Origin of the sequence: Methylobacterium sp. J-076, assembly GCF_022829405.1 — a bacterium.
GTDB lineage: Bacteria > Pseudomonadota > Alphaproteobacteria > Rhizobiales > Beijerinckiaceae > Methylobacterium.
This window is the reverse complement of sequence record NZ_JAKSXW010000129.1, coordinates 1-24,325: the sequence shown is the minus strand read 5'-3', so window position 1 is coordinate 24,325 and position 24,325 is coordinate 1. Positions and strand designations below refer to the sequence as shown.

At 73.3% G+C, this 24,325-nt stretch carries 20 protein-coding genes; 13 read left to right on the top strand and 7 right to left on the bottom strand.

The window, feature by feature from the left end:
- Positions 1-26: 26 nt before the first annotated feature.
- Positions 27-1,061, top strand: coding sequence for a fumarylacetoacetate hydrolase family protein (locus MKK53_RS13645; protein WP_243929249.1), 1,035 nt, complete (start codon positions 27-29; stop codon positions 1,059-1,061).
- Positions 1,062-1,104: 43 nt separating this feature from the next.
- On the opposite strand, the gene MKK53_RS13640 is transcribed toward MKK53_RS13645, so the two are convergent.
- The 4 genes from MKK53_RS13640 to MKK53_RS13625 form a co-directional block, all read right to left on the bottom strand.
- Complete coding sequence (locus tag MKK53_RS13640; protein ID WP_243929248.1) at positions 1,105-4,215, bottom strand: efflux RND transporter permease subunit; 3,111 nt, start codon at positions 4,213-4,215, stop codon at positions 1,105-1,107.
- Complete coding sequence (locus tag MKK53_RS13635) at positions 4,212-5,618, bottom strand: efflux RND transporter periplasmic adaptor subunit (protein ID WP_243929247.1); 1,407 nt, start codon at positions 5,616-5,618, stop codon at positions 4,212-4,214. The genes MKK53_RS13640 and MKK53_RS13635 overlap by 4 nt, the downstream gene beginning before the upstream one ends.
- Positions 5,615-6,010: a FixH family protein gene (locus MKK53_RS13630; RefSeq protein ID WP_243929246.1), complete on the bottom strand. Its 396-nt coding sequence runs from the start codon at positions 6,008-6,010 to the stop codon at positions 5,615-5,617. Before MKK53_RS13630 ends, MKK53_RS13635 begins: the two co-directional genes overlap by 4 nt.
- Positions 6,011-6,095: 85 nt before the next feature.
- Positions 6,096-6,557, bottom strand: a complete 462-nt coding sequence (locus MKK53_RS13625; RefSeq protein ID WP_279599023.1) for a hypothetical protein — start codon at positions 6,555-6,557, stop codon at positions 6,096-6,098.
- A 184-nt stretch (positions 6,558-6,741) separates the two neighbouring features.
- On the opposite strand from MKK53_RS13625, the gene MKK53_RS13620 reads away from it, so the two are divergent.
- The 10 genes from MKK53_RS13620 (at position 6,742) to MKK53_RS13575 (ending at position 16,269) form a co-directional block, all read left to right on the top strand.
- Entirely contained in the window at positions 6,742-9,129 is a 2,388-nt protein-coding gene (locus MKK53_RS13620; RefSeq protein ID WP_243929245.1) for a bifunctional diguanylate cyclase/phosphodiesterase, read from the top strand.
- Between the two features lie 161 nt (positions 9,130-9,290).
- Positions 9,291-10,100: an N-acyl homoserine lactonase family protein gene (locus MKK53_RS13615; protein ID WP_243929244.1), complete on the top strand. Its 810-nt coding sequence runs from the start codon at positions 9,291-9,293 to the stop codon at positions 10,098-10,100.
- An 11-nt stretch (positions 10,101-10,111) separates the two neighbouring features.
- Positions 10,112-10,438, top strand: coding sequence for an NIPSNAP family protein (locus MKK53_RS13610; RefSeq protein ID WP_243929243.1), 327 nt, complete (start codon positions 10,112-10,114; stop codon positions 10,436-10,438).
- A 124-nt stretch (positions 10,439-10,562) separates the two neighbouring features.
- On the top strand, positions 10,563-11,435 hold the full coding sequence (locus tag MKK53_RS13605) for an NAD(P)-dependent oxidoreductase (protein WP_243929242.1): 873 nt from the start codon (positions 10,563-10,565) through the stop codon (positions 11,433-11,435).
- A 4-nt stretch (positions 11,436-11,439) separates the two neighbouring features.
- Positions 11,440-11,838 (top strand): carboxymuconolactone decarboxylase family protein, encoded by a 399-nt coding sequence (locus MKK53_RS13600; RefSeq protein WP_243929241.1) that lies wholly within the window; start codon positions 11,440-11,442, stop codon positions 11,836-11,838.
- Between the two features lie 83 nt (positions 11,839-11,921).
- Complete coding sequence (locus MKK53_RS13595) at positions 11,922-13,298, top strand: MFS transporter (protein ID WP_243929240.1); 1,377 nt, start codon at positions 11,922-11,924, stop codon at positions 13,296-13,298.
- Between the two features lie 26 nt (positions 13,299-13,324).
- On the top strand, positions 13,325-14,218 hold the full coding sequence (locus MKK53_RS13590; protein WP_243929239.1) for an NAD(P)-dependent oxidoreductase: 894 nt from the start codon (positions 13,325-13,327) through the stop codon (positions 14,216-14,218).
- Between the two features lie 5 nt (positions 14,219-14,223).
- The gene (locus MKK53_RS13585; protein ID WP_243929238.1) at positions 14,224-14,613 is read left to right on the top strand and encodes a cupin domain-containing protein; all 390 of its coding nucleotides are present in this window, start codon (positions 14,224-14,226) and stop codon (positions 14,611-14,613) included.
- A complete protein-coding gene (locus MKK53_RS13580; RefSeq protein ID WP_243929237.1) occupies positions 14,610-15,374 on the top strand; it encodes a carboxymuconolactone decarboxylase family protein in 765 nt (254 codons plus the stop codon). The genes MKK53_RS13585 and MKK53_RS13580 overlap by 4 nt, the downstream gene beginning before the upstream one ends.
- Positions 15,375-15,576: 202 nt before the next feature.
- Positions 15,577-16,269, top strand: coding sequence for a GntR family transcriptional regulator (locus MKK53_RS13575; RefSeq protein WP_243929236.1), 693 nt, complete (start codon positions 15,577-15,579; stop codon positions 16,267-16,269).
- 45 nt (positions 16,270-16,314) lie between these two features.
- Here the strand turns inward: MKK53_RS13575 and MKK53_RS13570 are convergent, their stop codons facing one another.
- Positions 16,315-17,325, bottom strand: coding sequence for an SDR family oxidoreductase (locus MKK53_RS13570; protein ID WP_243929235.1), 1,011 nt, complete (start codon positions 17,323-17,325; stop codon positions 16,315-16,317).
- Positions 17,326-17,541: 216 nt separating this feature from the next.
- Between MKK53_RS13570 and MKK53_RS13565 the strand changes: the two genes are divergently transcribed.
- Positions 17,542-18,636, top strand: a complete 1,095-nt coding sequence (locus tag MKK53_RS13565) for an efflux RND transporter periplasmic adaptor subunit (protein WP_243929234.1) — start codon at positions 17,542-17,544, stop codon at positions 18,634-18,636.
- A complete protein-coding gene (locus MKK53_RS13560; protein WP_243929233.1) occupies positions 18,629-21,760 on the top strand; it encodes an efflux RND transporter permease subunit in 3,132 nt (1,043 codons plus the stop codon). The genes MKK53_RS13565 and MKK53_RS13560 overlap by 8 nt, the downstream gene beginning before the upstream one ends.
- A 307-nt stretch (positions 21,761-22,067) precedes the next feature.
- Here the strand turns inward: MKK53_RS13560 and MKK53_RS13555 are convergent, their stop codons facing one another.
- Together MKK53_RS13555 and MKK53_RS13550 are read right to left on the bottom strand one after the other, a co-directional pair.
- Positions 22,068-23,000 (bottom strand): hydroxyacid dehydrogenase, encoded by a 933-nt coding sequence (locus tag MKK53_RS13555; protein WP_243929232.1) that lies wholly within the window; start codon positions 22,998-23,000, stop codon positions 22,068-22,070.
- 134 nt (positions 23,001-23,134) lie between these two features.
- Positions 23,135-24,133, bottom strand: a complete 999-nt coding sequence (locus MKK53_RS13550) for an Ldh family oxidoreductase (protein ID WP_243929312.1) — start codon at positions 24,131-24,133, stop codon at positions 23,135-23,137.
- Between the last annotated feature and the right edge of the window lie 192 nt (positions 24,134-24,325).

Genomic DNA, 24,325 nt, shown 5'->3' with positions numbered 1-24,325 from the left:
AAGGGCGGACCGGAGGAGACGGATTGATGAGCACACGGCGCGACTTCCTGCATCTCACCGCAGCCGCGACGGCGGTCGGCGCCCTGGCGAGCCCGGCCGGGGCCCAGACCCCGCCCGCCCCCGGGCCGGGGCATCCGATCCCGCCCGCCGGGGGGGACATGCTGCGCCTCGTCACCTTCGTCCCCGCCGAGGGGAAGGCGCCCCGTCTCGGCGCCGTGCGCACGGACGGGCGCGTGGTCGACCTGTCGCAGGTCGCGGTGCCGGGGCTCGATCCGGCGCGGATGGTCTCCCTGATCGAGGCGGGTCCGAAGGGCCTCGACATCGTGCGCCGGGCCGCCGCCTCCGGGGACGGCCCGCAGGTCGAGACCGTGCGGCTTCTGGCGCCGATCCCGACGCCGGCGCGCAACATCTACGCCGTCGGCTGGAACTACCTCGAACACTTCGCCGAAGGACAGGCCGTCCGCGGCACCCACATGGAGTATCCGGCCCATCCGGTGTTCTTCACCAAGGGCGTGAACACCGTGAACGGCCCCTACGACCCGATCCCCTACGATGCGGAGGTCTCCACCGCCATCGACTGGGAGGTGGAGCTCGCCGTCGTCATCGGCACGGGCGGGCGCAACATCAAGGAAGCCGACGCGATGAACCACGTCTTCGGCTACACCGTCATCAACGACACCACCGCCCGCGACATACAGATCACGCTGCACGGCGGGCAGTGGTTCAAGGGCAAGAGCCTGGACGGGTACGGGCCGACCGGCCCCTGGATCGTCCCCGCCGCGGACCTCGACCCCTCCGACCTGCATCTCCTGCTGCGGGTCAACGGCGTGGTGAAGCAGGATGCCTCGACCCGGCAGATGTACTTCAAGGTGGCCCGCATCATCGCCGAGCTGTCGCGGGGCCTGACCCTCGTGCCCGGCGACATCATCGCCACCGGCACGCCCCCCGGCATCGGCAACGCCCGCAAGCCGCCGGAATTCCTCAAGCCCGGCGACGTGATGGAGACCGAGATCGTCGGCCTCGGCATCCTGCGCAACACGATCCAGGCCGTCCCGGCCTAGGGGAAGGGTCCCGCCGGGGGGGCGTCACGGTGGGCGGTGCGGATCACGGCAGGCCCCGCTCCTTCACCAGGGCGTAGACCGCCGGGATCACCACGAGCGTCAGGACCGTCGAGGACACCATCCCGCCGATCATCGGCACGGCGATGCGCTGCATCACCTCCGAGCCCGCCCCCGTGCTCCACAGGATCGGCACGAGACCGGCCAGGATGGCGGCGACGGTCATCGCCTTCGGGCGCACCCGCTCCACCGCCCCCCGCATGATGGCCCGGCGCAGGTCGGCGCGGGCCGGGGCGCGGCCCTCCCGGGCGCAGGCGGCCCAGACCTCGGCGCGGGCGTGGTCGAGGTAGACCAGCATGATCACCCCCGTCTCGGCGGCGACGCCGGCGAGGGCGATGAAGCCCACCGCCACGGCCACCGACAGGTTGAAGCCCATCCCCCAGACCAGCCACACCCCGCCGACGAGGGCGAAGGGCAGGGACAGCATCACGATCAGCGTCTCGGTGAGGCGGCGGAAGTTGAGGTAGAGGAGCAGGAAGACCACCAGCAGCGTCAGGGGCACCACCACCGCCAGCCGCCCCTGCGCCCGCGCCAGGGCCTCGTATTGCCCGCTCCATTGCAGCCGGGTGCCCTGCGGCAGGCGCACCTCGGCCGCCACCGCCCGGCGCGCCTCGTCCACGTAGCCGCCGAGGTCGCGGCCGGCGATGTCCACGTAGACGTAGACCGCGAGCTGCCCGTTCTCCGTGCGGATCGCCGTCGGCCCGCGGGTGAGGGCGACGTCCGCCACCTCGCGGAGCGGCACCGTGCCCCCCGCCGGGAGCGGCACCTGCACCTCGTCCGCGATGGCCCGGGGGCTCGACCGGACGGAGCGCGGGTAGCGGACGTTGACCGTGTAGCGCTCCCGCCCCTCGACGGTGGTCGTCACCGCCTGCCCGCCGAGCGCCGAGGCCACCACGTCCTGCACGTCGCCGACGGTGAGCCCGTAGCGGCCGAGGACCTCCCGGTCGGGGGTGATGTCGAGGAAGGAGCCGCCGATCACCCGCTCGGCATAGGCGCTCGCCGTGCCGGGCACCCGCCGGAGCACCGCCTCGACCTGCCGGGCGACCCCCTCCATCGCGGGCAGGTCGGTGCCCAGCACCTTGACCCCCACCGGCGTGCGGATGCCCGTGGCGAGCATGTCGATGCGGGCGCGGATCGGCTGCGTCCAGGCGTTCGAGACACCGGGGATCTGCAGGGCGGCGTCCATCTCGGCCCTCAGGCCCGCCGGGGTGACACCCTTCCGCCACGCCGCCCGGGGCTTCAGGGTGATGAGGGTCTCGAACATCTCCATCGGCGCCGGGTCGGTGGCGGTGGCCGCCCGCCCGGCCTTGCCGTAGACCGCGGCGACCTCGGGGAAGGACTTGATGATCCGGTCCTGGGTCGCCAGCAACTCGCCCGCCTTCGTCACCGAGAGGCCGGGCAGGGTGGTCGGCATGTAGAGGAGGCTGCCCTCGTCGAGGTCGGGCATGAATTCCGAGCCGAGGCGGCTCGCCGGCCACGCCGTCGCCGCGAGGGCGGCCAGGGCCAGGGCCAGGGTGAGGAGGCGGGTCCGCAGCACCCCGGCGATGAGGGGCCGGTAGAGCCGCATCAGCAGGCGGTTCAGGGGGTTGCGGTGCTCGGGGACGATCCGCCCGCGGACGAAGACCACCATCAGCGCCGGCACCATCGTCACCGAGAGGATCGCCGCCGCCGCCATGGCGAAGGTCTTGGTGGCGGCGAGCGGCCCGAACAGCCGGCCCTCCTGGCTCTCCAGGGAGAAGATCGGCAGGAAGCTCACCGTGATCACGAGGAGCGAGAAGAACAGCGAGGGCCCGACCTCGGCCGCCGCCGCGACCAGCACCTCGGTCCGCGGTTTTCCGGGGGGCGCCCGCTCCAGGTGCTTGTGGGCGTTCTCGATCATCACGATGGCGGCGTCGACCATGGCGCCGATGGCGATGGCGATGCCGCCGAGGGACATGATGTCGGCGCCGATCCCGAGGGCGCGCATGGCGGCCAGCGCCATCAGGATCCCCACCGGCAGCATCAGCACCGCCACAAGGGCGCTGCGGACGTGCAGCAGGAACACCGCGCAGACCAGGGCGACCGCGACGCTCTCTTCAATGAGGGTGTGCCGCAGGGTGGCGATGGCCGCCTCGATGAGCTGCGAGCGGTCGTAGACCGGCAGGATCGCGGTGCCCGCCGGCAGGCTCCCCGCGATCTCGGCGAGCTTGGCCTTCACCCCCTCGATCACCGCCAGGGCGTTGGCGCCGTAGCGCTGCAGGACGATGCCCCCCGCCACCTCGCCCTCGCCGTCCAGTTCGGCGAGGCCGCGCCGCTCGTCCGGCCCGAGCTCGACCCTGGCGACGTCGCGCACCCGGAGCGGCGCGCCCGCGGCGCTCTTGAGCACGATGGCCTCGATGTCGGCCACGCCCCGCAGGTAGCCGCGCCCGCGCACCACGAACTCGACCTCGGACAGCTCGACGGTGCGCCCGCCGACATCCGTGTTGCTGGCGCGGATCGCCTCCCGCAGGCGGGCGAGGGTGACGCCCTGCGCCCGCAGGCGGTTGGGGTCCACCACCACGTTGTACTGCTTCACGAATCCGCCGATCCCGGCCACCTCCGCCACGCCCTCGGCCCGGGAGACGCCGAAGCGGACCACCCAGTCCTGCAGGGAGCGGAGCTCGGCCAGCGTCCGCTCCTTGGCGACCACGACGTATTGGTAGACCCAGCCCACCCCCGTCGCGTCGGGGCCGAGGGTCGGCGTCACCCCGGCGGGCAGGCGGCCCGCGGCGGCGCTGAGGGATTCGAGCACCCGCGAGCGGCCCCAATAGGGGTCGGTCCCGTCCTCGAAGATCACGTAGACGAAGGAGACGCCGAAGAAGGAGGTGCCGCGCACCACCTTGGCCTTCGGCACCGTCAGCATGGCGGTGGTGAGCGGGTAGGTGACCTGGTCCTCCACCACCTGCGGGGCCTGCCCCGGATACTCCGTGTAGACGATGGCCTGCACGTCCGAGAGGTCGGGGATGGCGTCCAGCGGCAGGCTGCGCAGGGCCAGGAGCCCCGCCGCCACGGCGAAGGCCGTGCCGATGAGGACGAGCACGAGGTTGCGGGCGGACCAGCCGATCAGGCGGGCGATCACGGCGCCGCCCCCGTCCCGGCGGCCGCGCCCGGTGCCATGCCCCGCAGGGCCGCCTTCAGGTTGCTCTCGGCGTCGATGAGGAAGTTGCCCGCCACCACCACCCGGTCGCCGGCCGCCACGCCCTCGCGGATCTCGGTATAGCCCTCGCCCCCGGCGCCCGTGGTGACGGGGCGGGGCTCGAACCGCCCGCCGCCGCGGTCGAGGAGCACCACCGGGCGGGGGCCGCCCTCGATCACCGCGTCGTCCGGCACGGCCAGGACGGGGGCGGGCGGGGCGGTGGCGATGGCCACCTCGGCATACATGTCGGGCAGGAGGGCGCCGTCGGGGTTGGGCACCTCCAGGCGCACCCGCGTGGCGCGGGTCTCGGGGTTCACCTGCGGGTAGATCGCCGCCACCCTGGCGGCCACGACCCGGCCGGGCAGGGCGTGCAGGCGCAGGGTGGCATCCTGGCCGACCCGGATGCCGGCGAGGTCGCGCTCGGGCACGTCGGCCAGCACCCACATCAGGGAAGTGTCGGCGATCCGGAACAGGGTGTCGCCGGCCGCCGCCTTCATGCCGTCCACCGCCATGCGCTGCAGCACCACCCCGTCCCGCGGGGCGCCCCAGGTGACGGCCATGGGCACCGTCCGGGTGCGCTCCATCTCCGCGATGACCGCCTGGGAGACGTTGAGGTTCTGCAGGCGCCGCCGCGCCCCGTCGAAGCCGGGGTTGGCGATGAGCTGGGCCGCCGCCGCGTTGATCTCCGGCGAGTAGACCCGCACCAGGGCCTCGCCCTTGCGGACCCGGTCCCCGGTCGTGACGTCCTCCACATGGTCGACATAGGCGTCCGAGCGGGTCGCCACCACGGCGATGCGCCGCTCGTCCAGGGTGACGGTGCCGGGCACCCGCACGGTCCGCCCCACCGCCCGGCGGGCCACCGCCTCGGTGCGCACCCCCGTGCGCTGGACCTTGCCGGGGGAGAGGGTGACGCCGCCCCCGTCCTCCTCCTCGCCCTCGCGGACGGGGATGTAGTCCATCCCCATCGCGTCCTTCCTCGGGGTCGCCGAGACGTCCGGCAGCCCCATCGGGTTGCGGTAGTAGAGGACGCGGCGGCCGGCGGCGGCCGGGGCCTGCGCCTCCCCTTCGCCGTCGAAGCGGACATCCTCGCTGGCATGGACGGCGCGGAACTCCCGTCCGTCCTCCGTCACCATGGGGGAGAGCGAGTAGACGGGCTTCCCGTCCGGGTCCCGGTAGTAGACCACCGGGCCGGAGGGGGCGGGCGCCGCCGGCGCCTGCCGCGCGACGGCGGCCCGGGCCCGTTCCGCGAGGGCGGCGAGGGCCGGGCCGTCCTGCCCCGCCCGATAGCCGGCGCCCCCCGCCGCCAGCGCGGCGAGGGTTCCGGCGAGCCATGCGGCGCGGCTCATCGCCCGGCCTGGACGATCAGCTTGTCCTCGACCGTGCCGGCCTCGCCCTGGACCTTGGCGGCGAGCGACAGGCGCCAGCGGCCCTGCATGCCGAGATGGGCCTTGAACCGGTAGATGCCGGGCTCCGTCGAGGGCACCTGCGCCACCTTGGTGGCCATCTCCTCCATGGCGTCGGGGGCCATGTCGAGGCGCCGGGCGAAGATCACCGCGTCGGTCACCGGCTGGCCGGAGCGCGTGTCGATGAGGCGCACGGCGATGACGGCATCGCCGACCGGCGCCTCGTCCTGCACCAGCTCGAAGCGGTAATCCTCGATGCCGGCGTGGGAGGGGGCCGCCCAGGCGAGGGCGGGCAGCGCCGCCGCGAGGGCGCGCGCGAGGGAAGTCCTGATCACGGGTCACGTCTCCTGAACACGATGGGCGGGGCCGCGCGGGCGCGCGACACCGTGCCGGCGCGGGGTGCGCGCCGGCGGCATCGGTTCAGGCTCGGGGTGGCTCGGGAAGGGGCGGGGGCCGCAGGGTGCCAGGGGCCGGCGCGTCCGGCCAGGAGGGCGGCACCCGGACCGAGACGGGCACCGGCATCCCCAGCGGGGCCGGCACGAGGGAGGCCGCGGTGGCGAGGCAGAGCGCCATCAGCGGGCAGCCCTTGCCGCATCCGGGATCGGGCGCCTTCTCCGGCGGGCAGCAGGGCATCCCGTCCATGCCAGCCGCGTCCATCGCGGCGTGGTCCATGGTCGCGGGATCCATGCCCGCGTGGTCCATGGCCATCCCGCGATGGGCGGTGGGGGATGCGGAGGCGTGCATGCCCGCGGTCGCCGCGGGGGCGGCGGCCGGCATCAGGGCGAAGCTGAGTGCCGCCAGGAGCGGCAACCACCGCCGGAGGGCGAGCCAGAAGGTCACGCGTCCAAGGATGCCAAAATCCGGCGGGCGAGGGAAGCACATTCCCCGTGTCCGCGCGCCGCGGCGGGGCGCGAAGCTCAACCGGCCCGCTCCGGATGCATCGCGACAGCGTGACCGAGCGGAAATTCAATCACGAATGGTCGAGCAAAGCAGGAACACAAGAGGAAGTTAAGCTTAGCCATTGCATATTGCCCTTGGGGGTGATGATGCAACTACTGGTTGATGCATGCTGACGGTTCTGGGCTGTTTCATCGGCGAGCATGACCTGTGGCTGGTCGGGTTGGCGGCGCTCATCTGTTCGCTCGCCTCGGCCGCCTGCATCGCCCTGCTGCACCATGCCCGCCGCCTCACGGGGGGGTGGCAGGCCGCGTGGCTCGGGGTCGCGGCCGTCGCGGGCGGGTCGGGCATCTGGGCGACGCACTTCATCGCCATGCTCGCCTTCGAGCCGAGCCTGCCCACGGGCTACGCCGTGGGGCTGACCGTGCTGTCGCTCGCCTACGCCATCGTCATCACCGGCGTCGGCCTCGCCGTCGCCCTGTGGAGGGCCCTGGGCCTCGCCCCCGTCCTCGGCGGCGTGATCCTGGGGGGCGGCATCGCGGCGATGCACTACACCGGCATGGCCGCCTTCGAGGTGCCGGGGCACATCCGGTGGGATCCCGGCCTCGTCGCCGCCTCGCTGATCCTCGGGGGCGTCTTCGGCGGCGCCGGGCTCAAGGTCGGGCTCGCCCGCGAGGGGCTGCGGTGGCGGATCGCGGGGGCGCTGCTGATCCTCCTGGCGATCTGCGGGCACCACTTCACGGCCATGGGCGCGGTCACCATCCTGCCGGACCCGGGCGTCGCCATCGCCGACAGCGCCCTGCCGGCCCGCTGGCTCGGCGTCGGCGTGGCGCTCGCGAGCGTCGCGATCCTGCTGATGGCCGTGGCGGCGCTCCTCCTCGACCTGCGCGAGCGCCGCCAGGGGGCCCTGGCGCGGGAGCGGCTGCACAGCCTCGCCAACGCGGCGGTGGAGGGGCTGCTGGTGTGCCGGGGGACGACCATCGTCAACGGCAACGACAGCTTCGGCGCCCTCGTCGGCCTCCCCGCCGGGGATCTCGGCGGCGTCTGCCTGTCGCGCTTCCTGCCGGTGACGGCGACGCCCCTCGCCCTCGCCGGGCCGCCGGACCAGCCCATCGAGGCCTCGCTCGTCGGCGCCGCGGGGGAGGCGATCCCCGTGGAGCTGATCGTCCGCCCCGTCACCTACGGCGACCAGCCCCACTACGCCGTGGCGGTGCGCGACCTACGCGCCCGGCGGCAGGCCGAGGGGCAGATCCAGTTCCTCGCCCACCACGACGCCCTGACCGGCCTCGCCAACCGGGCGAGTTTCACCCTGCGCCTGGAGCGGGAGATGAAGCTCGCGGCGGCGACCGGCCGCAAGCTCGCCGTGCTCTGCCTCGACCTCGACCGGTTCAAGGAGGTCAACGACCTGTTCGGCCACGCGGCGGGCGATGCGCTCCTCGTCACCGTGGCCCGGACCGTCACCGAACTCCTGGACGACGACCAGCTGATGGCCCGGCTCGGGGGCGACGAGTTCGCCATCCTGATGCCGTGCGACCACGCGGTCTCGGCGGGCAAGCTCGCCGAGGAGGTGCTGGAGGCCCTGCGCGGCCAGAATTCGGACATGGCCGGGCCGACGATCGCCGCGAGCCTCGGCATCGCGGTCTATCCCGACAACGCCGACGAGCGCGCGCTCCTGCTCAGCTCCGCCGACACCGCCCTCTACCGGGCGAAGGCCGAGGGCAGGGGCACCTACCGGTTCTTCGAATCGACCATGGGCGCGCAGGTCCGCGACCGCCGGCACCTGGAGCACGACCTGCGCGGCGCCGTGGCCCGGGGCGAGATGCACCTCGTCTACCAGCCGCAGGCGGATGTCGCGACCGGCGCGGTGGTCGGGTTCGAGGTCCTGCTCCGCTGGAGTCATCCCACGCGGGGGGCGGTCTCGCCCGCGGCGTTCATCCCCATCGCGGAGGAGAGCGGCGTCATCCTGCCGCTCGGCGAGTGGGTGCTGCGCGAGGCCTGCCGCGAGGCGGCGCGCTGGACCAACCCCCTGTCGGTGGCGGTGAACGTGTCGGGCGTGCAGATCCACGCGCCGAACCTCGTGCCCCTCGTCCAGGAGGTGCTGCGCGAGACGGGCCTGCGGCCGGAGCGGCTGGAGATCGAGGTCACCGAGACGGCGCTGATCCGCGAGCCGGCCCGCGCCCAGGCGACCCTGCGCCAGCTCAAGGCGCTCGGGGTGCGCATCGCCATGGACGATTTCGGCACGGGCTACTCGTCGCTCTCGAACCTCCGGGCCTATCCCTTCGACAAGATCAAGATCGACAGCTCGTTCATCCGCAAGGTCGATTCGAACGCGCAGACGGCGGCCATCGTCCGCTCGGTCCTCGGGCTGGGGCGCGGCCTCGGGATGTCCGTCCTGGCCGAGGGGGTCGAGACGGCCGAGGAACTGGGCTTCCTCGTCGGCGAGGACTGCGCCGCGGCGCAGGGATACTTCCTCGGCCGCCCCAGCGAGATCGCCGCCTTCGTCCGCCACACCCACCCGGACCCGGAGGCGGCGGCCCGGCACGACCTCGCCGCGTAAGGCCCCCCGCCTCCCGGGCGGGGTCGCCGCGCGCGCCGACGGCGCGTGCCGGCGATTGACGCATTGTCCGACAATACGATAATCTACAGGGAATCGGCGGGCGAAGATCCGCGGAACGGCAGGTCGACACGATCGATCGTCGAGGGAGCGAGGTCGCCCGCATGGAAGGCGCGGTCTACGAGATCTACGCGATCAAATACGCGCAGCATGCGCGGATGGCGCGGGAGAACTTCATCGGCGGCGACATCCACGACGGGCCGATGCCGATGGACTACTTCGTCTGGGTGGTCCGCAACGCCCAGCGCACGGTCCTCGTGGATACCGGCTTCGACCGGGCCATGGCGCAGACCCGCGGGCGGACCATCGTCCACCCGGTGGAGGAGGGGCTGGCGCGGATCGGCATCGCCGCCGCCGAGGTCGCCGACGTCGTCGTCACCCACATGCACTACGACCACGCGGGCAACGCCGCGCTGTTCCCGCGGGCCCGCTACCATGTGCAGGAGCGGGAGATGGCCTTCTGCACCGGCCGGTGCATGTGCCACCAGGGCCTGCGCCACGCCTTCGCCGCCGAGGACGTGAAGGCGATGGTGGACCGGCTGTTCGAGGACCGGCTGCGCTTCCGCGACCCCGAGGACAGCCTGGCCGACGGCATCACCCTGCACCGGGTCGGCGGCCATTCGGACGGGTTGCAGATCCTGCGCGTGCGGACGCGGCGCGGCTGGGTCGTGCTGGCCTCGGACGCCGCGCATTACTTCGCCAACCTGCACCGGGGGCTCGCCTACCCGATCGTCTACAATGTCGGCGACATGTTCGAGGGCTACGCCACCGTGCGGCGGCTGGCCGAGTCGGACGCCCACATCGTTCCGGGGCACGACCCGCAGGTCCTGTCCCTCTACCCGCCCGCCGAGCCCGGCACCGAAGGCTGGATCGTGCGGGTCGATCTGCCGCCCCGGGGCCAGCCCGTCATCTGAGAGGACATGCGATGATCGTCGAAATGCGCGTCTATTACTGTGCCCCGACCCGCCTTCCGGCCCTGCTGGACCGGTTCCGCACCACGACGCTCGACTTCTTCCGGAAGTACGACATCGAGCAGGTCGGCTTCTGGACCACCCTCGTGGGGCCCGACAACCACGCCCTGACCTACCTCCTCAAATGGGACGACATGGCCCAGCGCGAGGCCCGCTGGAACGCCTTCCAGGCCGACCCCGAATGGATCGCCAAGCGGGCCGAGACCGAGAAGGACCGCCCCATCGTGGTGCGGATCGAGAACAGCTTCCTCGCCCCGACGGATTTCTCCGCCCTGCGCTAGCCGCCCCGCGGGGGCACCCCGGGATGGGGGTGGGGGCGGGCCTTGGGCGGCGGCGGCTCGGGAACTCGTCCGGCGCGCGCTGGTGAGCGGTGTGGGCGAGGGGTGTTGGAAAGAGGACGAGGGAATGGCTCAGACACGCATCGGCTTCATCGGGCTCGGCATGATGGGCGCGCCCATGGCCCGGCGGCTCGGGCAGGCGGGCCACGCCCTCGCCCTGGACGACGCCGACCCGGAGCGGACCCGCGCCCTGTGCGGGGAGCTCCGGGCCGACCCGCTCACGCACGAGAGGGCCCGGCAGCTCGACGTGGTGATCACCATGCTGCCGAACTCGGCCGTGGTGGAGGAGGTGCTGCTGGGCAAGGGCCTCGCCGACGCCCTGCCCGCGGGCGCCACGGTGATCGACATGAGCTCCTCCGAGCCGGTGCGCTCCCGGGAGCTGGGCGAGACCCTCGCGGCCAAGGGGCTCGGCTACCTCGACGCGCCGGTCTCGGGCGGGGTGAAGCGGGCCGTCGACGGGTCCCTCGCCATCCTCGTCGGCGGCGAGGCGGCGCTGCTCGCCCGCCACCGCCCGGTGCTGGAGGCGATGGGCCGCTCGGTCCTGCATATCGGCGCGGCCGGGGCCGGGCACGCGGCCAAGGCGCTGAACAACTTCGTCTCCGCCGCCGGGCTCATCGCCACCGTCGAGGCGCTGCACGTGGCCCGGCGCTTCGGCATCGACCCGGAGGTGATGACCGACGTGCTCAACGCCTCCACCGGGCGCAGCAACACCTCCGAGAACAAGGTGAAGCCGTTCATGCTGAGCGGCAGCTACGCCTCCGGCTTCTCCCTGAAGCTGATGGACAAGGACCTCGGCATCGCCGGGGCGCTGGCGCAGTCCGTCGGCTACCCGCTGGCCTTCGGCCGGCACGGCATCGCCCTCTGGCACGCGGTCGCGCAGGAGGCCGGGCCGACCTCCGACCACACCGAGATGTACCGCTTCCTGGCGGATGAGGAGTGATCCGATGAGTGACGAGAACCCCATGTTCGACGCCGGCTTCGAGAACCGCAAGGCGGTGCTCGGCGCGGCCCATGTCGAGAAATCCTGGGCCAACGCCGACGCATTCAACCGTCCGGTGCAGCGCCTCGTCACCGAATATTGCTGGGGCGAGGTCTGGGGCGATGCGCGCCTGCCGTTCAAGACCCGCAGCATGCTCAACATCGCCATGCTGACCGCCCTCAACCAGCAGCACGAGCTGGCCGTCCACGTGAAGGGCGCCCTCACCAACGGGGTGAGCAAGGACGAGATCCAGGCCGTGCTGCTGCAGGCGCTGGTCTATTGCGGCGCTCCGGCGGCGCTGGCCGCCTTCCGCACCGCCTCGGCCGCCGTCGCCGACTGGGAGAAGGAGCACCCGGCCGGCTGAACCGGCGCAGGTTTCGGACAGGTCGCGGAGGGGCCCGCCAGAGGCCCCCCGCGACGCCCCCACCGTCCCTCGGGAGGAACGCCATGACGACGACAGCCGCAGGAGCCCTGCGGGAGGGTGGGGCGCACGCCCCCGCGCTTCCGCAAGACCACGACGAGAAGCGCCGCAGCGCGATCCGCGGCGCGTTCTTCTCCGAATACATCGACATGTTCGACATCTACCTGCCGGTCGTCGCGCTGGCCCCGGTGATGTTCCTGTTCCAGCCGAAGGGCCTGTCGCCCCAGGCCGAGACGGTGCTGGCCTCCCTCGTCTTCATCACCACCCTGCTCGGGCGCCCGGTGGGGGCGCTGATCTTCGGGATCGTGGCCGACAGGGTCGGGCGGCGGGCGGCCTCGATCTACTCGGTGGTCGGCTTCGGAATCGTCACCCTGCTGATCGGCCTGCTGCCGACCTACGAGACCCTGGGCCTCGCCTCCTACCTGCTGCTGGTCCTGCTGCGCTTCCTCGACGGGATCTTCCTCGGCGGCGGCTATACCGGGGCGATCCCCCTCGCCATCGAGTATTCGCAGAAGGAGCGGCGCGGCTTCGTCGGCGGGCTGATCCTCGCCGGATTCCCCGCCGCCTATGTCAGCATCAACCTCATCACGATGCTGATGTTCACCCTGTTCCCCCTGGCCGGGCCGGGCTCGCCCTACACGGTCTGGGGCTGGCGCATCCCGTTCATTGTCGGCGCCGCGCTCGCCGGGCTGCTGGCCCTCTACTACATCCACAAGGTCTCGGAATCCGAGGTCTGGAAGACGAAGACCAGGGACGGCGCCGCCCAGGCCGCGACGCTGCCCCTGTCGAGCCTGCTCTCGGGCCAGGGCGGGCGCGACCTGCTCCAGGTCCTGCTGCTGATGACCGGTTTCTGGACGACGCAGAACATCATCACGATCTACATGCCGACCGGGTTGCTGGTGAAGACCCTGCACCTCAGCGGCATCGCGCTGACCGCGACGCTGATGATCTGCTACACGGTGCTGTTCGTCAGCTATATCGGCGCGGGCCTGCTCGGGCAGGCGATCGGGCGGCGGCGCTTCTTCGTGATCGTCGGCCCGGTGATCGCCACCCTCGGCGCGGGCATCCTCTACACGCTGACCGTCACGCCCGACCTCGCCTTCGGCCCCCGGGCGCTGCTAGTGACGCTGCTGGCGGTGATCGTCACCTCGCCCTGGGGCGTCATCGTCACCTACATCAACGAGCGCTTCGCCACCGACGTGCGGGCGACGGGCTTCGGCATCGGCTTCAGCCTGTCGGTGGTGATCCCATCCTTCTACGCCTTCTACATGGACTGGCTGAGCGCCCTCATGCCCCTGGCCCTGACCCCCGTGGTGCTGATGGCGATCGGCGGCCTCGTGGGCATGGTCGGCGCCCTGATCGGGCCCGAGACCCGGGACGTGGATTTCGGCCCGGCGCACTGACGGCTTTCGCGAGAAGGAGCATCCGGATGGGCGAGGAACGGGTCGGCTTCATCGGCCTCGGCAACATGGGCGGGCGCATGACGCGCCGCCTCGTCGGGGCCGGGATCCCGGTGACGGGCTACGATGCGGATCCCGCCGCGGCCGCCCGGTGCGGCGCGGCGGCGGCGGCCTCGGTGGCGGAGGTGGTGCGGGGGGCGGACATCGTCCTGATGTCCCTGCCCGACAGCCGGGTGGTCGAGGCGGTGGTGGCGGGGGAGGGCGGCGTCCTCTCCGCCTGCCGGGAGGGGCAGGTCGTGGCCGACCTCAGCACGGCCGCGGCGAGTTCGACGAGGCGGCTCGCGGGCCTGCTCGCCGGGCGGGGCGTGGCGTATGTCGATGCCGGCATCTCCGGCGGGGCCGCCGCGGCGGAGAAGGGCAGCCTGACCCTGATGGTCGGCGGCGAGGCCGCGGCGCTGGCCCGGCTCGCCCCGGTCTTCGCGCCCTTCGCCGCCAAGGTGGTGGCCATGGGCGGCAGCGGCGCCGGCCACACGGCCAAGCTCCTGAACAACTTCCTCAACGCGGTCAGCCTCGCGGCCACGGCCGAGGTGATGGTGGCGGGCAAGAAGGCGGGCCTCGACCTGCACCGGCTCCTCGACGTGCTCAACGCGTCGAGCGGGGTCAACTTCGCCACCCTCAACCGCTTCCCGCGGATCGTGGAGGGCGACTACCTGGAGGGCGGCCTCACCGGCCGGCTGATGACCAAGGACGTCGTGCTCTACGCCGACCTCCTGCACGAACTCGGGGTCGCCTCCCTGAACGCCTCGGGCCCCCTCGCGAGCTTCGGCCTCGCCACGGCACTCGGCTACGGCGACGTCATCTCGAACCGCGTCGTCGATGCCATCGGCGACATCTCCGGCGGCATCCGCCTCCACGAAGGATAGACACCATGCAGATCTTCCACGGCCGCGCCGCCGACAAGCCCTCCGAGAGCCGGGGGCCGACCTTCACCGGCCAGGTCTGGGCCGATCCGGTCATGCCCGCCAGCGGCGGGGTGATGGTCAACGAGGTGTTCTTCACCCCCGGCGCCCGCACCCACTGGCACACCCACGGCCAGGGGCAGGTCCTCCAGGTGAAGGCCGGCAAGGGCTGGGTCTGCGTCGAGGGGCAGGCGGCCCAGGCGATCCGCCCCGGCGACACGGTGTGGATCCCGGCGGACGAGCGCCATTGGCACGGGGCGGCGGCCGACAGCTTCCTCCTGCACACCGCCATCTCCGTCGGCGGCACGACCTGGCAGGACGCCGTCACCGAGGATGCCTACCGGAGCGCCACGGCATGAGCGCGGACCTGCACCGGGAGGTGGAATCGCAGCACGGCTACTGGGAGGAGGGCCAGGAGGCCCTGGCCGCCCTGTCGCCGGGCTTCCTCGCCGCGTGGCACCGGATGGCGGGCGTGCCGGTGCGCGGCAACCACCTCGGCGACAAGGGCCGGGCCCTCGTCGGCCTCGCGGCCTCCGCCGCCGCGACCCACCTCTACGCGCCGGGCATCCGCCGGCAGGTGCGCAACGCCCTCGCGGCGGGCGCCACGGCGGACGAGGTGATGGAGGTGATCGCGCTGACGGCGACCCTCGGCATCCATGCCTGCAACATCGGCGTGCCGCTGCTGCTGGAGGTGCTGGACGAGAGCGGCCAGCGCACCGGACCCGCCCCGCTCACCGAGCGCCAGGAGAAACTGAAGGCCGATTTCACCCGCGACCGGGGCTACTGGCACAGCTTCTGGGACGGGTTCCTCGAGCTCGATCCCGACCTGTTCGAGGGCTATCTCGACTTCTCGGCCTATCCCTGGCGGCACGGGGTGCTGGAGCCGAAGATGAAGGAGTTCGTCTACTGCGCCTTCGACGCGGCGGCGACGCATCTCTACGTGCCCGGCTTGAAGCTCCACATGCAGAACGCCGTCCGTTACGGGGCGACGAAGGAGGAGCTGATGGAGGTCCTGGAGATCGTCAGCCTTATCGGGATGCACGGGGCCGAGATGGCCGCGCCGATCCTGCGCGACGAGCTGGCCCGCCGGGGCGGCGCCGCGCCCGCGTCCCCATCCTGAGGGTCCCGCCGGCGAGGTCTCCGAGGTCCGCGCTCGCGGGGCTGACAACGCCTCGTCGGTCGGACTTTCAGGATGCGGGGCGCGTCCGGGCGGTCGGGCCGGCCGTCCCCCCCGGAGCCGTGGCGGGCCCCCGGCTGCGGCCCTTGCCGCAGCGCCGGGAGCTATGCCAACGCTGACCTCACCCCGTCCCGCACCGATCGCCATGGCCAAGATCAGCCTCATCCAGCCGGACACGCTGCGCCAGAAGGTCGAAGACGCCGTGCGTCAGGCCATCACCTCGGGGGTCTACGCCCCGGGCGAGCGGCTGATCGAGCGCGAGTTGTGCGAGGGGCTCGGCGTCAGCCGCGCCTCGGTGCGGGAGGCCCTGCGGCGGCTCGAGGCGGAGAAGCTCGTCCAGATCGTCCCGCACCGGGGGCCGGTTGTGGCGGCGATCTCGGTGGAGGAGGCCCGCCAGCTCTACGCCCTGCGCGCCGTGCTGGAGGGCTACGCCGCCCGGGAGTTCGCGGGCAAGGCGAGCGACGCGGCGGTGGAGGATTTCGCCCAGGCCGCCCGGTCCCTGCGCGAGGCCGCCGCGACCGGCGAGACGGAGCGGGTCCTCCAGGCCAAGAGCCGGCTCTACGATGTGATGCTCGGCCAGTGCGGCAACGACCTCGTCTGGGAGATCCTCCGGGGGATGCACTCGCGGATCAACCTGCTGCGCGCCACCTCGCTGATGCACCCCGACCGCCTGCCACTGAGCCTCGCCGAGATCGACGGACTCACCGAGGCGTTCCGGCGCCGCGACGGCGCCGGGGCGGAGGCGCTGGCCAACCTCCACGTCACCAACGCCTGCGAGGTGGCCCTCACGCAGTTGCGCCAGCGGGAGGGGCAGGGGCACCGGTCGGCGGCGCGGTAGGGGGCGCGATCCCGCGCTCCGTCCGCCCCGCCAGCGCGTCCACCCTCAGGACTTCCCCCCGCGGCGGGGCCGGAGGAAGGTGGCCGCGGCGAGCCCGAGGCCGACCACCGCCGAGGCGGTGGCCAGCGGGTGCAGGCTCGCCCGGGTGTAGGCGCTGGTGCGCATCACCGGGAACGGCTGGTCGCCGTGGACGTGCCCCGTATCGTCCTCCTGCGGCGCGTGCAGCGCCCCGGCCGGGCGGCGGGGCTCCATGGTCCGCTTCTGCAGGGCCACGATCTGGCTGGCGAGGTGGTCGTAGGCCCCGGGTGCGAACTCCTTGCCCGCGATGAACAGCTTGCCGGCCCCACCCACCACGATGTCCCGCTGCGGGTGCACCGCGGCGTGGAGGATCGCGTGCGCCACCTCCTCGGCCCGGTAGACCGGCGGCGGCAGCATCGGCTCCCGGTCCATGTAGTTGCGCGCCCGGCGGGGGAGGGGCGTGTCGATGGAGGTCGGCTTCACCAGCGTCACCGAGATCGGCGCGTCGTCCAGGCGAAGCTCCATGCGCAGGGCGTCGGTGAAGCCCTTCACCGCATGCTTCGAGGCCGAGTACATCCCCTGGTAGGGGAAGGCGAGGTCGGAGGCGACGGAGCCGACGTTGATCAGCGCCCCGCCCCGGCGGCGCATCCCCTCCACGGCCACCAGCGAGCCGTTCACCGTGCCCCAGAAGTTCGTGCGCAGCAGGCGCTCGTGGTCCTCCTGGGAGACCTCGTCCAGGCGACCGTAGATCGTCAGCCCGGCCACGTTCACCCAGGTGTCGAAGCCCCCGAACTCCGCGACGGCGCGGGCGGCGATCTCCTCCACCTCCGCCCGCACGCCGACATCGGCCCCCACGGCGACGGCCCGCCCGCCGTCGCGGACGATCCCGGCGGCGATCGCGTCGAGGGCCGCGCCGCTGCGGGCGGCGAGGACGACCCGCGCCCCGCGGGAGGCGGCCATCCGGGCGGTGGCCAGCCCGATTCCGGACGAGGCGCCGGTGACGACGATCGTCTGGTCGGCGAGGGGTTTGTGCTGCATGGTGGGGTCGCTTCCGGGCCGTCCGCGGGCCTACCCCGCATCGAGGGCTACTCGGGGGGGACCGGCCAAGTTTCGGCCGGCCCGCCCCCGCGCGGTTATCGCGCACCGCGCCGCCGCCGCTTTGCGCAGGCCGTGCTTGGGTGTATCTGGCAATGAACTCGGGATCATTCGGCAATCGCCGCCCTGGGATCATCGTGATGGGGGGAGGGCGCCGCGGTGGGCCACGGGCGCAGGGTCTTGCTCACCGGAGCGCTGCTCGCCGTCCTCGTCGGCGGTGCCCTGGCCGCGACCCGGGAGGCCGGCCTCTCCGCCTCGCTCGCGGGCCTGCGCGAGGTCCTGGCGGGGGTGTGGCCCGGCCGGGCGCCGGCCCCCGAGGCCCGGCTCCCCGCCCCGCGCACGGCGGTGGAGGACGGGCGCACGGTGGTGCGCCTGACGGCGGCCGAGCGCGCCCGCATCGGCCTCGTCACCAAGGCGCTGCCGGCCCTGCCGCATCCGCAGGAGGCGACCGGCTACGGCAGCATCCTCGACCTCGCCCGCGTCACCGAGCTGGCCAACAGCTACGCCGGGGCGGTGGCCGCCCTCCAGACCGCCCGCGCCCGCGCCGAGGTGTCGGTGAGCGCCGCACGGCGCCTCAAGAGCCTCGGCACCGCGGCCATCGCCACGGCGCAGATCGAGACCGCCGAGGGCACGGCGCTGACCGACCAGGCGGCGGTGACGGCGGCCGAATCGCAGGTCCGCACGCTGGCCGCCACCGCCCGGCAGGAATGGGGCTCGCTCATCGGCAGGGCGATCATCGAGCGCGGCCCCCTGGTGACGCGGCTCATCGAGCGCGACGACTTCCTGATGCAGGTCACCCTGCCGCCGGGGGAGGTCCTGGCCGATCCGCCGAAGGGCGCCTTCGCGGAGGTGCCGCCGCAGAGCGTGCGGGTTCCCCTGCGCCTCGTCTCCCCCGCCACGCGCACGGATCCAAGGATCCAGGGACAGAGCTTCTACTACCTCGTGGCCGGCGACAGCGGCCTCCTGCCCGGCATGAGCGTGATGGCCTTCCTCCCCACCGGCCGCGCGGCGACGGGCGTCCTCGTGCCGGAGGACGCGGTGGTCCACGCCGAGGGCGGCACCTGGGTCTACCGGGGCATGGGCGAGGACGGCTACGTCCGCCACCCGGTGAGGCCCGACGCGCCGATGTCCGCCGACGGCTTCGTGCAGGAGGACCTGCCCGACGGCAGCGAGATCGTCCTCGCCGGCGCCCAGGCGCTCCTGTCCGAGGAACTGCGCAGCCGCATCCGCGTCGTCGGCGACGACGATGACTGAGGGCGCCTCCGGGCTCCAGGCCGCCCTCGTCCGGTTCTCGGTGCGGTTGCCGCGGGTGGTGCTGGCGCTGGCCTGCGCCCTCCTCGTCTTCGGGCTCTACGCCCTGGCGGGGGCGCGCTATGACGTGTTCCCCGAATTCACGCCCCCCACCGCCACCATCCAGACCGAGGCGCCGGGCCTCGACCCGGAGCAGGTCGAGGTGCTGGTCACGCAGGTCGTGGAAGGGGCGGTCGCGGGCCTGCCGGGGCTGGAGACGCTGCGCTCCTCCTCGATCCAGGGCCTGTCGGTGGTGACGGCGACCTTCCGGGCGGGGAGCGGCGTCGATCAGCTGCGCCAGCGGGTGAACGAGCGCATCGCCGCCCTGCCGGGCCGCCTGCCGCAGGGGGTCTCGGCGCCGTCGATGACGCCGCTCACCTCATCGACCCTGACGGTGCTCCTCGTCGGCCTCACCTCCGAGCGCCGGGACGCCATGGAATTGCGCACCCTGGCGGACTGGACCGTGCGCCCGCGCCTCCAGGCGGTGCCGGGCATCGCGCAGGTCTCGGTCTATGGCGGTGCCGTGCGCGCGCTCCAGGTGAAGGTGCGGCCCGACGACCTGATCCGCTTCCAAGTCGGCCTCAACGACGTGCTGGCCGCCGCCCGCAAGGCGACGGGGGTGCGCGGGGCCGGCTTCGTGGACACCCCGAACCAGCGGGTCGTCCTGCGCACGGAGGGGCAGGCCCTCACCCCGGAGGCGCTGGGGCGGACGGTCCTCGCCAACGAGGGCGGCGCCAGCGTGGTCCTGGCGGATGTCGCCACCGTCACCGCCGCCCCGGAGCCGGCGATCAGCGCCGCCCTCGTGGACGGCAAGCCCGGCGTGCTGCTGATGGTCGGCGCCCAGGTCGGCGTCGACACCCTTGCCGTCACGGCCCGGCTGGAATCGGCCCTCGACGAGCTGCGCCCGGCCCTGGAGCGCGAGGGCGTGAGCCTGCGGCCGGACCTGTTCCGCCCCGCCGACTTCGTCGGCGTCGCCACCGGCAACGTCCTCCAGGCGCTGGCCATCGGCGGGGTGCTGGTGGTGATCGTGCTCCTCGTCTTCCTGGCGGATTGGCGCACGGCCCTCATCAGCGCGGCGGCGATCCCCCTGTCGCTGATCGCGGCGGCCCTGGTGCTGCAGGCCTGGGGCGAGAGCCTGAACACCATGACGCTGGGGGGCCTCGCGCTCGCCATCGGCGAGGTGGTGGACGACGCGGTGATCGGCGTCGAGAACGTCACCCGCCGCCTGCGCGGGGCCGGGCGGACCAATCCGGGCCGCCGGGCGCGGCTGGTGCTGGACGCGATCCTCGAAGTGCGCAGCTCCGTCGCCTACGCGACGCTGGCCGTGCTGCTGATGTTCCTGCCGGTCCTGGCGCTGACCGGCGTGGCGGGGCGGCTGTTCGGGCCGCTGGCCCTGGCCTACGTCGCCGCCGTCGTGGCCTCGCTCCTCGTGGCGCTGACGGTGACGCCGGCCCTGTCCCTGCTCCTCCTGGGCCGGCGCGGGCGGGACGGGGGCCCGGTCGCCGATCCGCCGGCGGTGCGCTGGAGCCGGGCGTTCTATCTCGGGCTGCTGCGGCGGGCCGGGCGGGCGCCGCGCACGGTGATGGCCGCCGGGCTCCTGGCGACGCTGGCCGGGGCGGCCCTCGTCCCGACGCTCGGCCTGTCCTTCCTGCCCGACCTGCGGGAGGGGCACCTGATCCTGCACATGGTGGCCGCCCCCGGCACGTCGCTCACGGAATCGCAGCGGCTCGGCACGCTCATCACCGCCGAGCTGAAGGCCATTCCCGGCGTGCGGGCGGTCGCCTCGCAGATCGGCCGGGCCGAGGCCGGGGAGGACACCGCCGGGCCCCATTACAGCGAGATCCACATCGACCTCGCACCCGGCCTCGACGGGGCCGCCCAGCGGACCATCGAGGGGCGGATCCGCGACCTAATCGCCGGGTTTCCGGGGCCCGCCTTCTCGCTGAAGTCCTTTCTGACGGAGCGGATCGAGGAGGTGATCTCCGGCTTCACCGCCCCGGTGGTGGTCAACGTGGTCGGCAACGACCTCGACCGGATCGAGGCCGCCGCCCGGGCCGTCGCCCGGGAGCTCGCCGAGGTGCGGGGGGCGCGGGACGTGCAGCAGGCGGCCCCCGCCGGCCTGCCGCAGGTGACGGTGGCCCTGCGCTCCGTGGACATGCGCCACTGGGGCCTCGACGCCGTCGAGGTGCTGGAGGCGGTCCGCACCGCCTACCAGGGCGACACGGTGGGCCAGACCTACCGGGGCAACGCGGTCTTCAACGTCGTCGTCATCCTCGACGGGCGGACGCGGGAGCGGCTCAGCGCCATCGGCGACCTGCCGCTGCGCACGCCGGGGGGGCGCTACCTGCGCCTGTCCCAGGTGGCCGACGTCTACGAGGGCACCGGCCGCTATCAGGTGCAGCACCAGGGGGCGCAGCGGGTCCAGGCGGTGACCGCCAACGTGGTGGGCCGCGACGTGGCGGGCTTCGTCGCCGCGGCCAAGCGCAAGATCGCCAAGGAGGTGCGCCTGCCGGCGGGCGTCTACGTCACCTATGCCGGCGCCGCCGAGGCGCAGGCGCGGGCCCGGCGGGACCTGCTGGTCCACACGGCGCTCGCCGGCTTCGGCATCCTCGTGCTGCTCGCCATCGTCACCGGATCGGGGGCGAACCTCGTGCTCGTTTTGGCGAACCTCCCCTTCGCCTTCGTCGGCGGCGTGGGGGCGGCGGTGCTGACGGGGGGCACGCTGTCGCTGGGCTCCATCGTCGGCTTCGTCACCCTGTCGGGCATCTCGCTCCGCAACAGCGTGATGATGATCGCCCATTACGAGCAGATGGTCGCCCGCGACGGCCGGGCCTGGGACGCGGCCACGGCCTTCGAGGGCGCCGCCGACCGGATGGTGCCGATCCTCATGACCTCCCTCGTCACCGGCCTCGGCCTGCTGCCCCTGGCGCTGGGCGCGGGCGAGCCCGGCCGGGAGATCGAGGGCCCGATGGCCGCCGTGATCCTCGGCGGCCTCGTCACCTCGACGGTGCTGAACCTGCTGATCCTGCCGATCCTCGCCCTGCGTTACGCCCGGTTCGGCGGGCGGGAGGCTCACGAGGCGGCGTGAGGGGGCTCACCTCAGCGGGCGAAGTCTGGGCGGCTTGTCTTGCCCCCCTCGTCGGGGGCGAAGCAGGGCGGCAGCCGGGGGTGAGGGGGCTACCCGGAGGCGTCCTATCCTGAGCGCCCCCTCACCGCCGCTACGGCTTCGCCTCCGCTTCCTGATTGCACGACAGGGTGCAATCGGGCCTCTCCCCGCAGGCGGGGAGAGGGGGAACCCGCGCTCGACCCACGGACGTTGCGCTCCGGCTGTCGCCGGCACCCTTCGGGGCCTCACCCCGGTATGAAGCTGGCGGCGGGAGGGTGACGTCCTCTCCCTACAGCGCCCCCGCCACCGCCCGCGCGATCATCTGCGAGACCCGCACGTTCGACTCCACCGTCACCCCGGCGATGTGCGGGGTGAGGATCAGGTTCGGGCAGCCGGCGAAGACCGCCCCGGCGTCTGCCGGAAGGGGCTCCCTGTCGAACACGTCGAGGGCGGCGCCGCCGAGGTGGCCGTCCCGCAGGGCCTGGGCGACGGCGGCCTCGTCCACCACGCCGCCGCGGGCCGCGTTGATGAGGATCGCGCCCTTCGGCAGCCGGGCGATCCGGGCGGCATCGATGAGGCCGCGGGTCGCGTCGGTGAGCGGGACATGGAGCGACAGCACGTCCGCCCCCGCGACGAGGTCGTCGAGCGGCAGGCTCGCGACCCGGCCCCAGGCCGGCGACCAGGCCTGATCCCCGGCCGGCAGGAACGGATCGTGGGCGCTCACCACCATGCCGAGGGCCGCGGCCCGCCGGGCGGTCTCCCGGGCGATGGAGCCGTAGCCGACGAGGCCGAGGCGCTTGCCGGAGATCTCCCGGCCCATCAGCCGGCCCCGGGGCCATGTCCCGGCGGCGACGTCCGCCGTGGCGCCGTAGGCCCCGCGCAGCAGCAGCATCGCCGTGGCGACGACGTATTCGGCCACCGAGACGTCGTTGGCCCCCGTGGCCGGGATCACCGCGATGCCGCGCTCCCGGCAGGCGTCCTGGTCGATGTTGTCGAGGCCGACGCCGAGGCGGCCGATGACCCGCAGGTCCGGCCCGGCGGCGAGGAGGGCGGCGTCCACCCGCGTCCGGTTGCGGACGATCAGCCCCCGCGCCCCGGCGAGCGCCGCCCGGAGGTCGTCCGGCCGGTCCACCAGGGTCGGATCGTAATGCAGGTCGAAGCCCGACAGGGATTCGCGGATCGCGTCCTCGTCCATGAACTCGCTGATGACGATATCCGGCATGGGGGGATCCTCTTGGAAAGATTTGCCACCCCGTCATTGCGAGCGACGCGAAGCAATCCAGGGATACGTCACGGTCGGAAACGGCCCGCCGCCCCTGGATTGCTTCGCTGCGCTCGCAAAGACGACGCGGGGGCTCAGATCGCGGCGATCTCGGCCAGGAGCTTGGCGTCCACCGTAAGCCCGTCCTGCTCGGCCTTGCGGCGAAGGCCGAGCCGGCGCTGGCCGGGCAGGCGGGCGCCGGGCTGGTCCTCGATGGCGGCGGCGAGCATCGCAAAGCGGTCCAGCGCCCCGTCCCCGAACGCCTGCGGGTCGAAGGCCAGGATGAGCTGGCCGGTGCCGGGCGGTCCGCCCTTGTCGTCGAGGAAGGAGGAGGCGTCGGCCGCGAAGGTCGCCCCCGTCAGGCCGGCGGCCAGCAACTCCACCATCAGGGCGAGCGCCGTGCCCTTGGCGTCGCCGAGGGGCAGCATGGTGCCCGCGAGTGCGGCCGCGGCGTCGGTGGTCGGGCGGCCCTGCGCATCGACGGCCCAACCCTCGGGGATCGGCTCGCCGCGCTGCTTGGCCGAGACGATGTTGCCCCGCGCCACCTTCGACAGGGACAGGTCGACCACGATCGGTTCCCGCCCCGGCAGGGGGCAGGCGAAGGCGATGGGGTTGGTGCCGAACACGGCCCGCTGCCCGTGCCACGGGGCGATGGCCGCGGGCGTGTTGGCGAAGAGCAGGGCGACGAGGCCCTGGGCCGCCAGATCCTCCACGACCAGCCCCGCCGCGCCGCAATGGTGCGAGCGCCGGAGGGCGGCGGCGGCGAGGCCGCTTTCCCGCGCCAGGGCGGGCAGCGCGTCGAGGGCGAGCGCCAGGGCCGGGTAGGCGAAGCCGTGGGCGGCGTCGATGGCCGCCACCGCCGGGCGGGGCCGGGTGAGGACGGGCACGGCGTGGCCATCGACCTTGCCGGCCCTCGCCTGGGCCGCATAACTCGGCACCCGCGACAGGCCGTGGCCCTTCAACCCGTCCGCCTCGGCCCGGACGAGGGCCCTGGCGACGTGCCGGGCGTTGCCCGGCGCGGTGTCCGCCCGGACGAGGGCGTCGGCGACCAGCGCCTCGGCCTGGGAAAGGGTGAGTGTGGGGGTGTCGGCCATGGCGTTCTGGGGGCTGGCTGAGGTCTTGTGTGGCCCGTTGATCACGGCACCGCTTCTCCCTCTCCCCTCTGCGGGGGAGGGTGGCCCCCGGAGGGGGTCGGGAGAGGGGAGCGACGGCGCAGGAGAAAGCGCGTCCCTCACCGCGGGCATGGTTTCAACGGTGAGCGGGTTTCCCCTCTCCCGACCCCGGCT

What these genes read in the sequence shown, in the direction of transcription:
- MKK53_RS13645 (WP_243929249.1), top strand. Translation starts at nt 27, where the DNA reads ATGAGCACACGGCGCGACTTCCTGCATCTCACCGCAGCCGCGACGGCG.
- MKK53_RS13635 (WP_243929247.1), bottom strand. Translation starts at nt 5,618, where the DNA reads ATGAGCCGCGCCGCATGGCTCGCCGGAACCCTCGCCGCGCTGGCGGCG.
- MKK53_RS13625 (WP_279599023.1), bottom strand. Translation starts at nt 6,557, where the DNA reads ATGTGCTTCCCTCGCCCGCCGGATTTTGGCATCCTTGGACGCGTGACC.
- MKK53_RS13620 (WP_243929245.1), top strand. Translation starts at nt 6,742, where the DNA reads ATGCTGACGGTTCTGGGCTGTTTCATCGGCGAGCATGACCTGTGGCTG.
- MKK53_RS13615 (WP_243929244.1), top strand. Translation starts at nt 9,291, where the DNA reads ATGGAAGGCGCGGTCTACGAGATCTACGCGATCAAATACGCGCAGCAT.
- MKK53_RS13610 (WP_243929243.1), top strand. Translation starts at nt 10,112, where the DNA reads ATGATCGTCGAAATGCGCGTCTATTACTGTGCCCCGACCCGCCTTCCG.
- MKK53_RS13605 (WP_243929242.1), top strand. Translation starts at nt 10,563, where the DNA reads ATGGCTCAGACACGCATCGGCTTCATCGGGCTCGGCATGATGGGCGCG.
- MKK53_RS13600 (WP_243929241.1), top strand. Translation starts at nt 11,440, where the DNA reads ATGAGTGACGAGAACCCCATGTTCGACGCCGGCTTCGAGAACCGCAAG.
- MKK53_RS13595 (WP_243929240.1), top strand. Translation starts at nt 11,922, where the DNA reads ATGACGACGACAGCCGCAGGAGCCCTGCGGGAGGGTGGGGCGCACGCC.
- MKK53_RS13590 (WP_243929239.1), top strand. Translation starts at nt 13,325, where the DNA reads ATGGGCGAGGAACGGGTCGGCTTCATCGGCCTCGGCAACATGGGCGGG.
- MKK53_RS13585 (WP_243929238.1), top strand. Translation starts at nt 14,224, where the DNA reads ATGCAGATCTTCCACGGCCGCGCCGCCGACAAGCCCTCCGAGAGCCGG.
- MKK53_RS13580 (WP_243929237.1), top strand. Translation starts at nt 14,610, where the DNA reads ATGAGCGCGGACCTGCACCGGGAGGTGGAATCGCAGCACGGCTACTGG.
- MKK53_RS13575 (WP_243929236.1), top strand. Translation starts at nt 15,577, where the DNA reads ATGGCCAAGATCAGCCTCATCCAGCCGGACACGCTGCGCCAGAAGGTC.
- MKK53_RS13570 (WP_243929235.1), bottom strand. Translation starts at nt 17,325, where the DNA reads ATGCAGCACAAACCCCTCGCCGACCAGACGATCGTCGTCACCGGCGCC.
- MKK53_RS13560 (WP_243929233.1), top strand. Translation starts at nt 18,629, where the DNA reads ATGACTGAGGGCGCCTCCGGGCTCCAGGCCGCCCTCGTCCGGTTCTCG.
- MKK53_RS13555 (WP_243929232.1), bottom strand. Translation starts at nt 23,000, where the DNA reads ATGCCGGATATCGTCATCAGCGAGTTCATGGACGAGGACGCGATCCGC.
- MKK53_RS13550 (WP_243929312.1), bottom strand. Translation starts at nt 24,133, where the DNA reads ATGGCCGACACCCCCACACTCACCCTTTCCCAGGCCGAGGCGCTGGTC.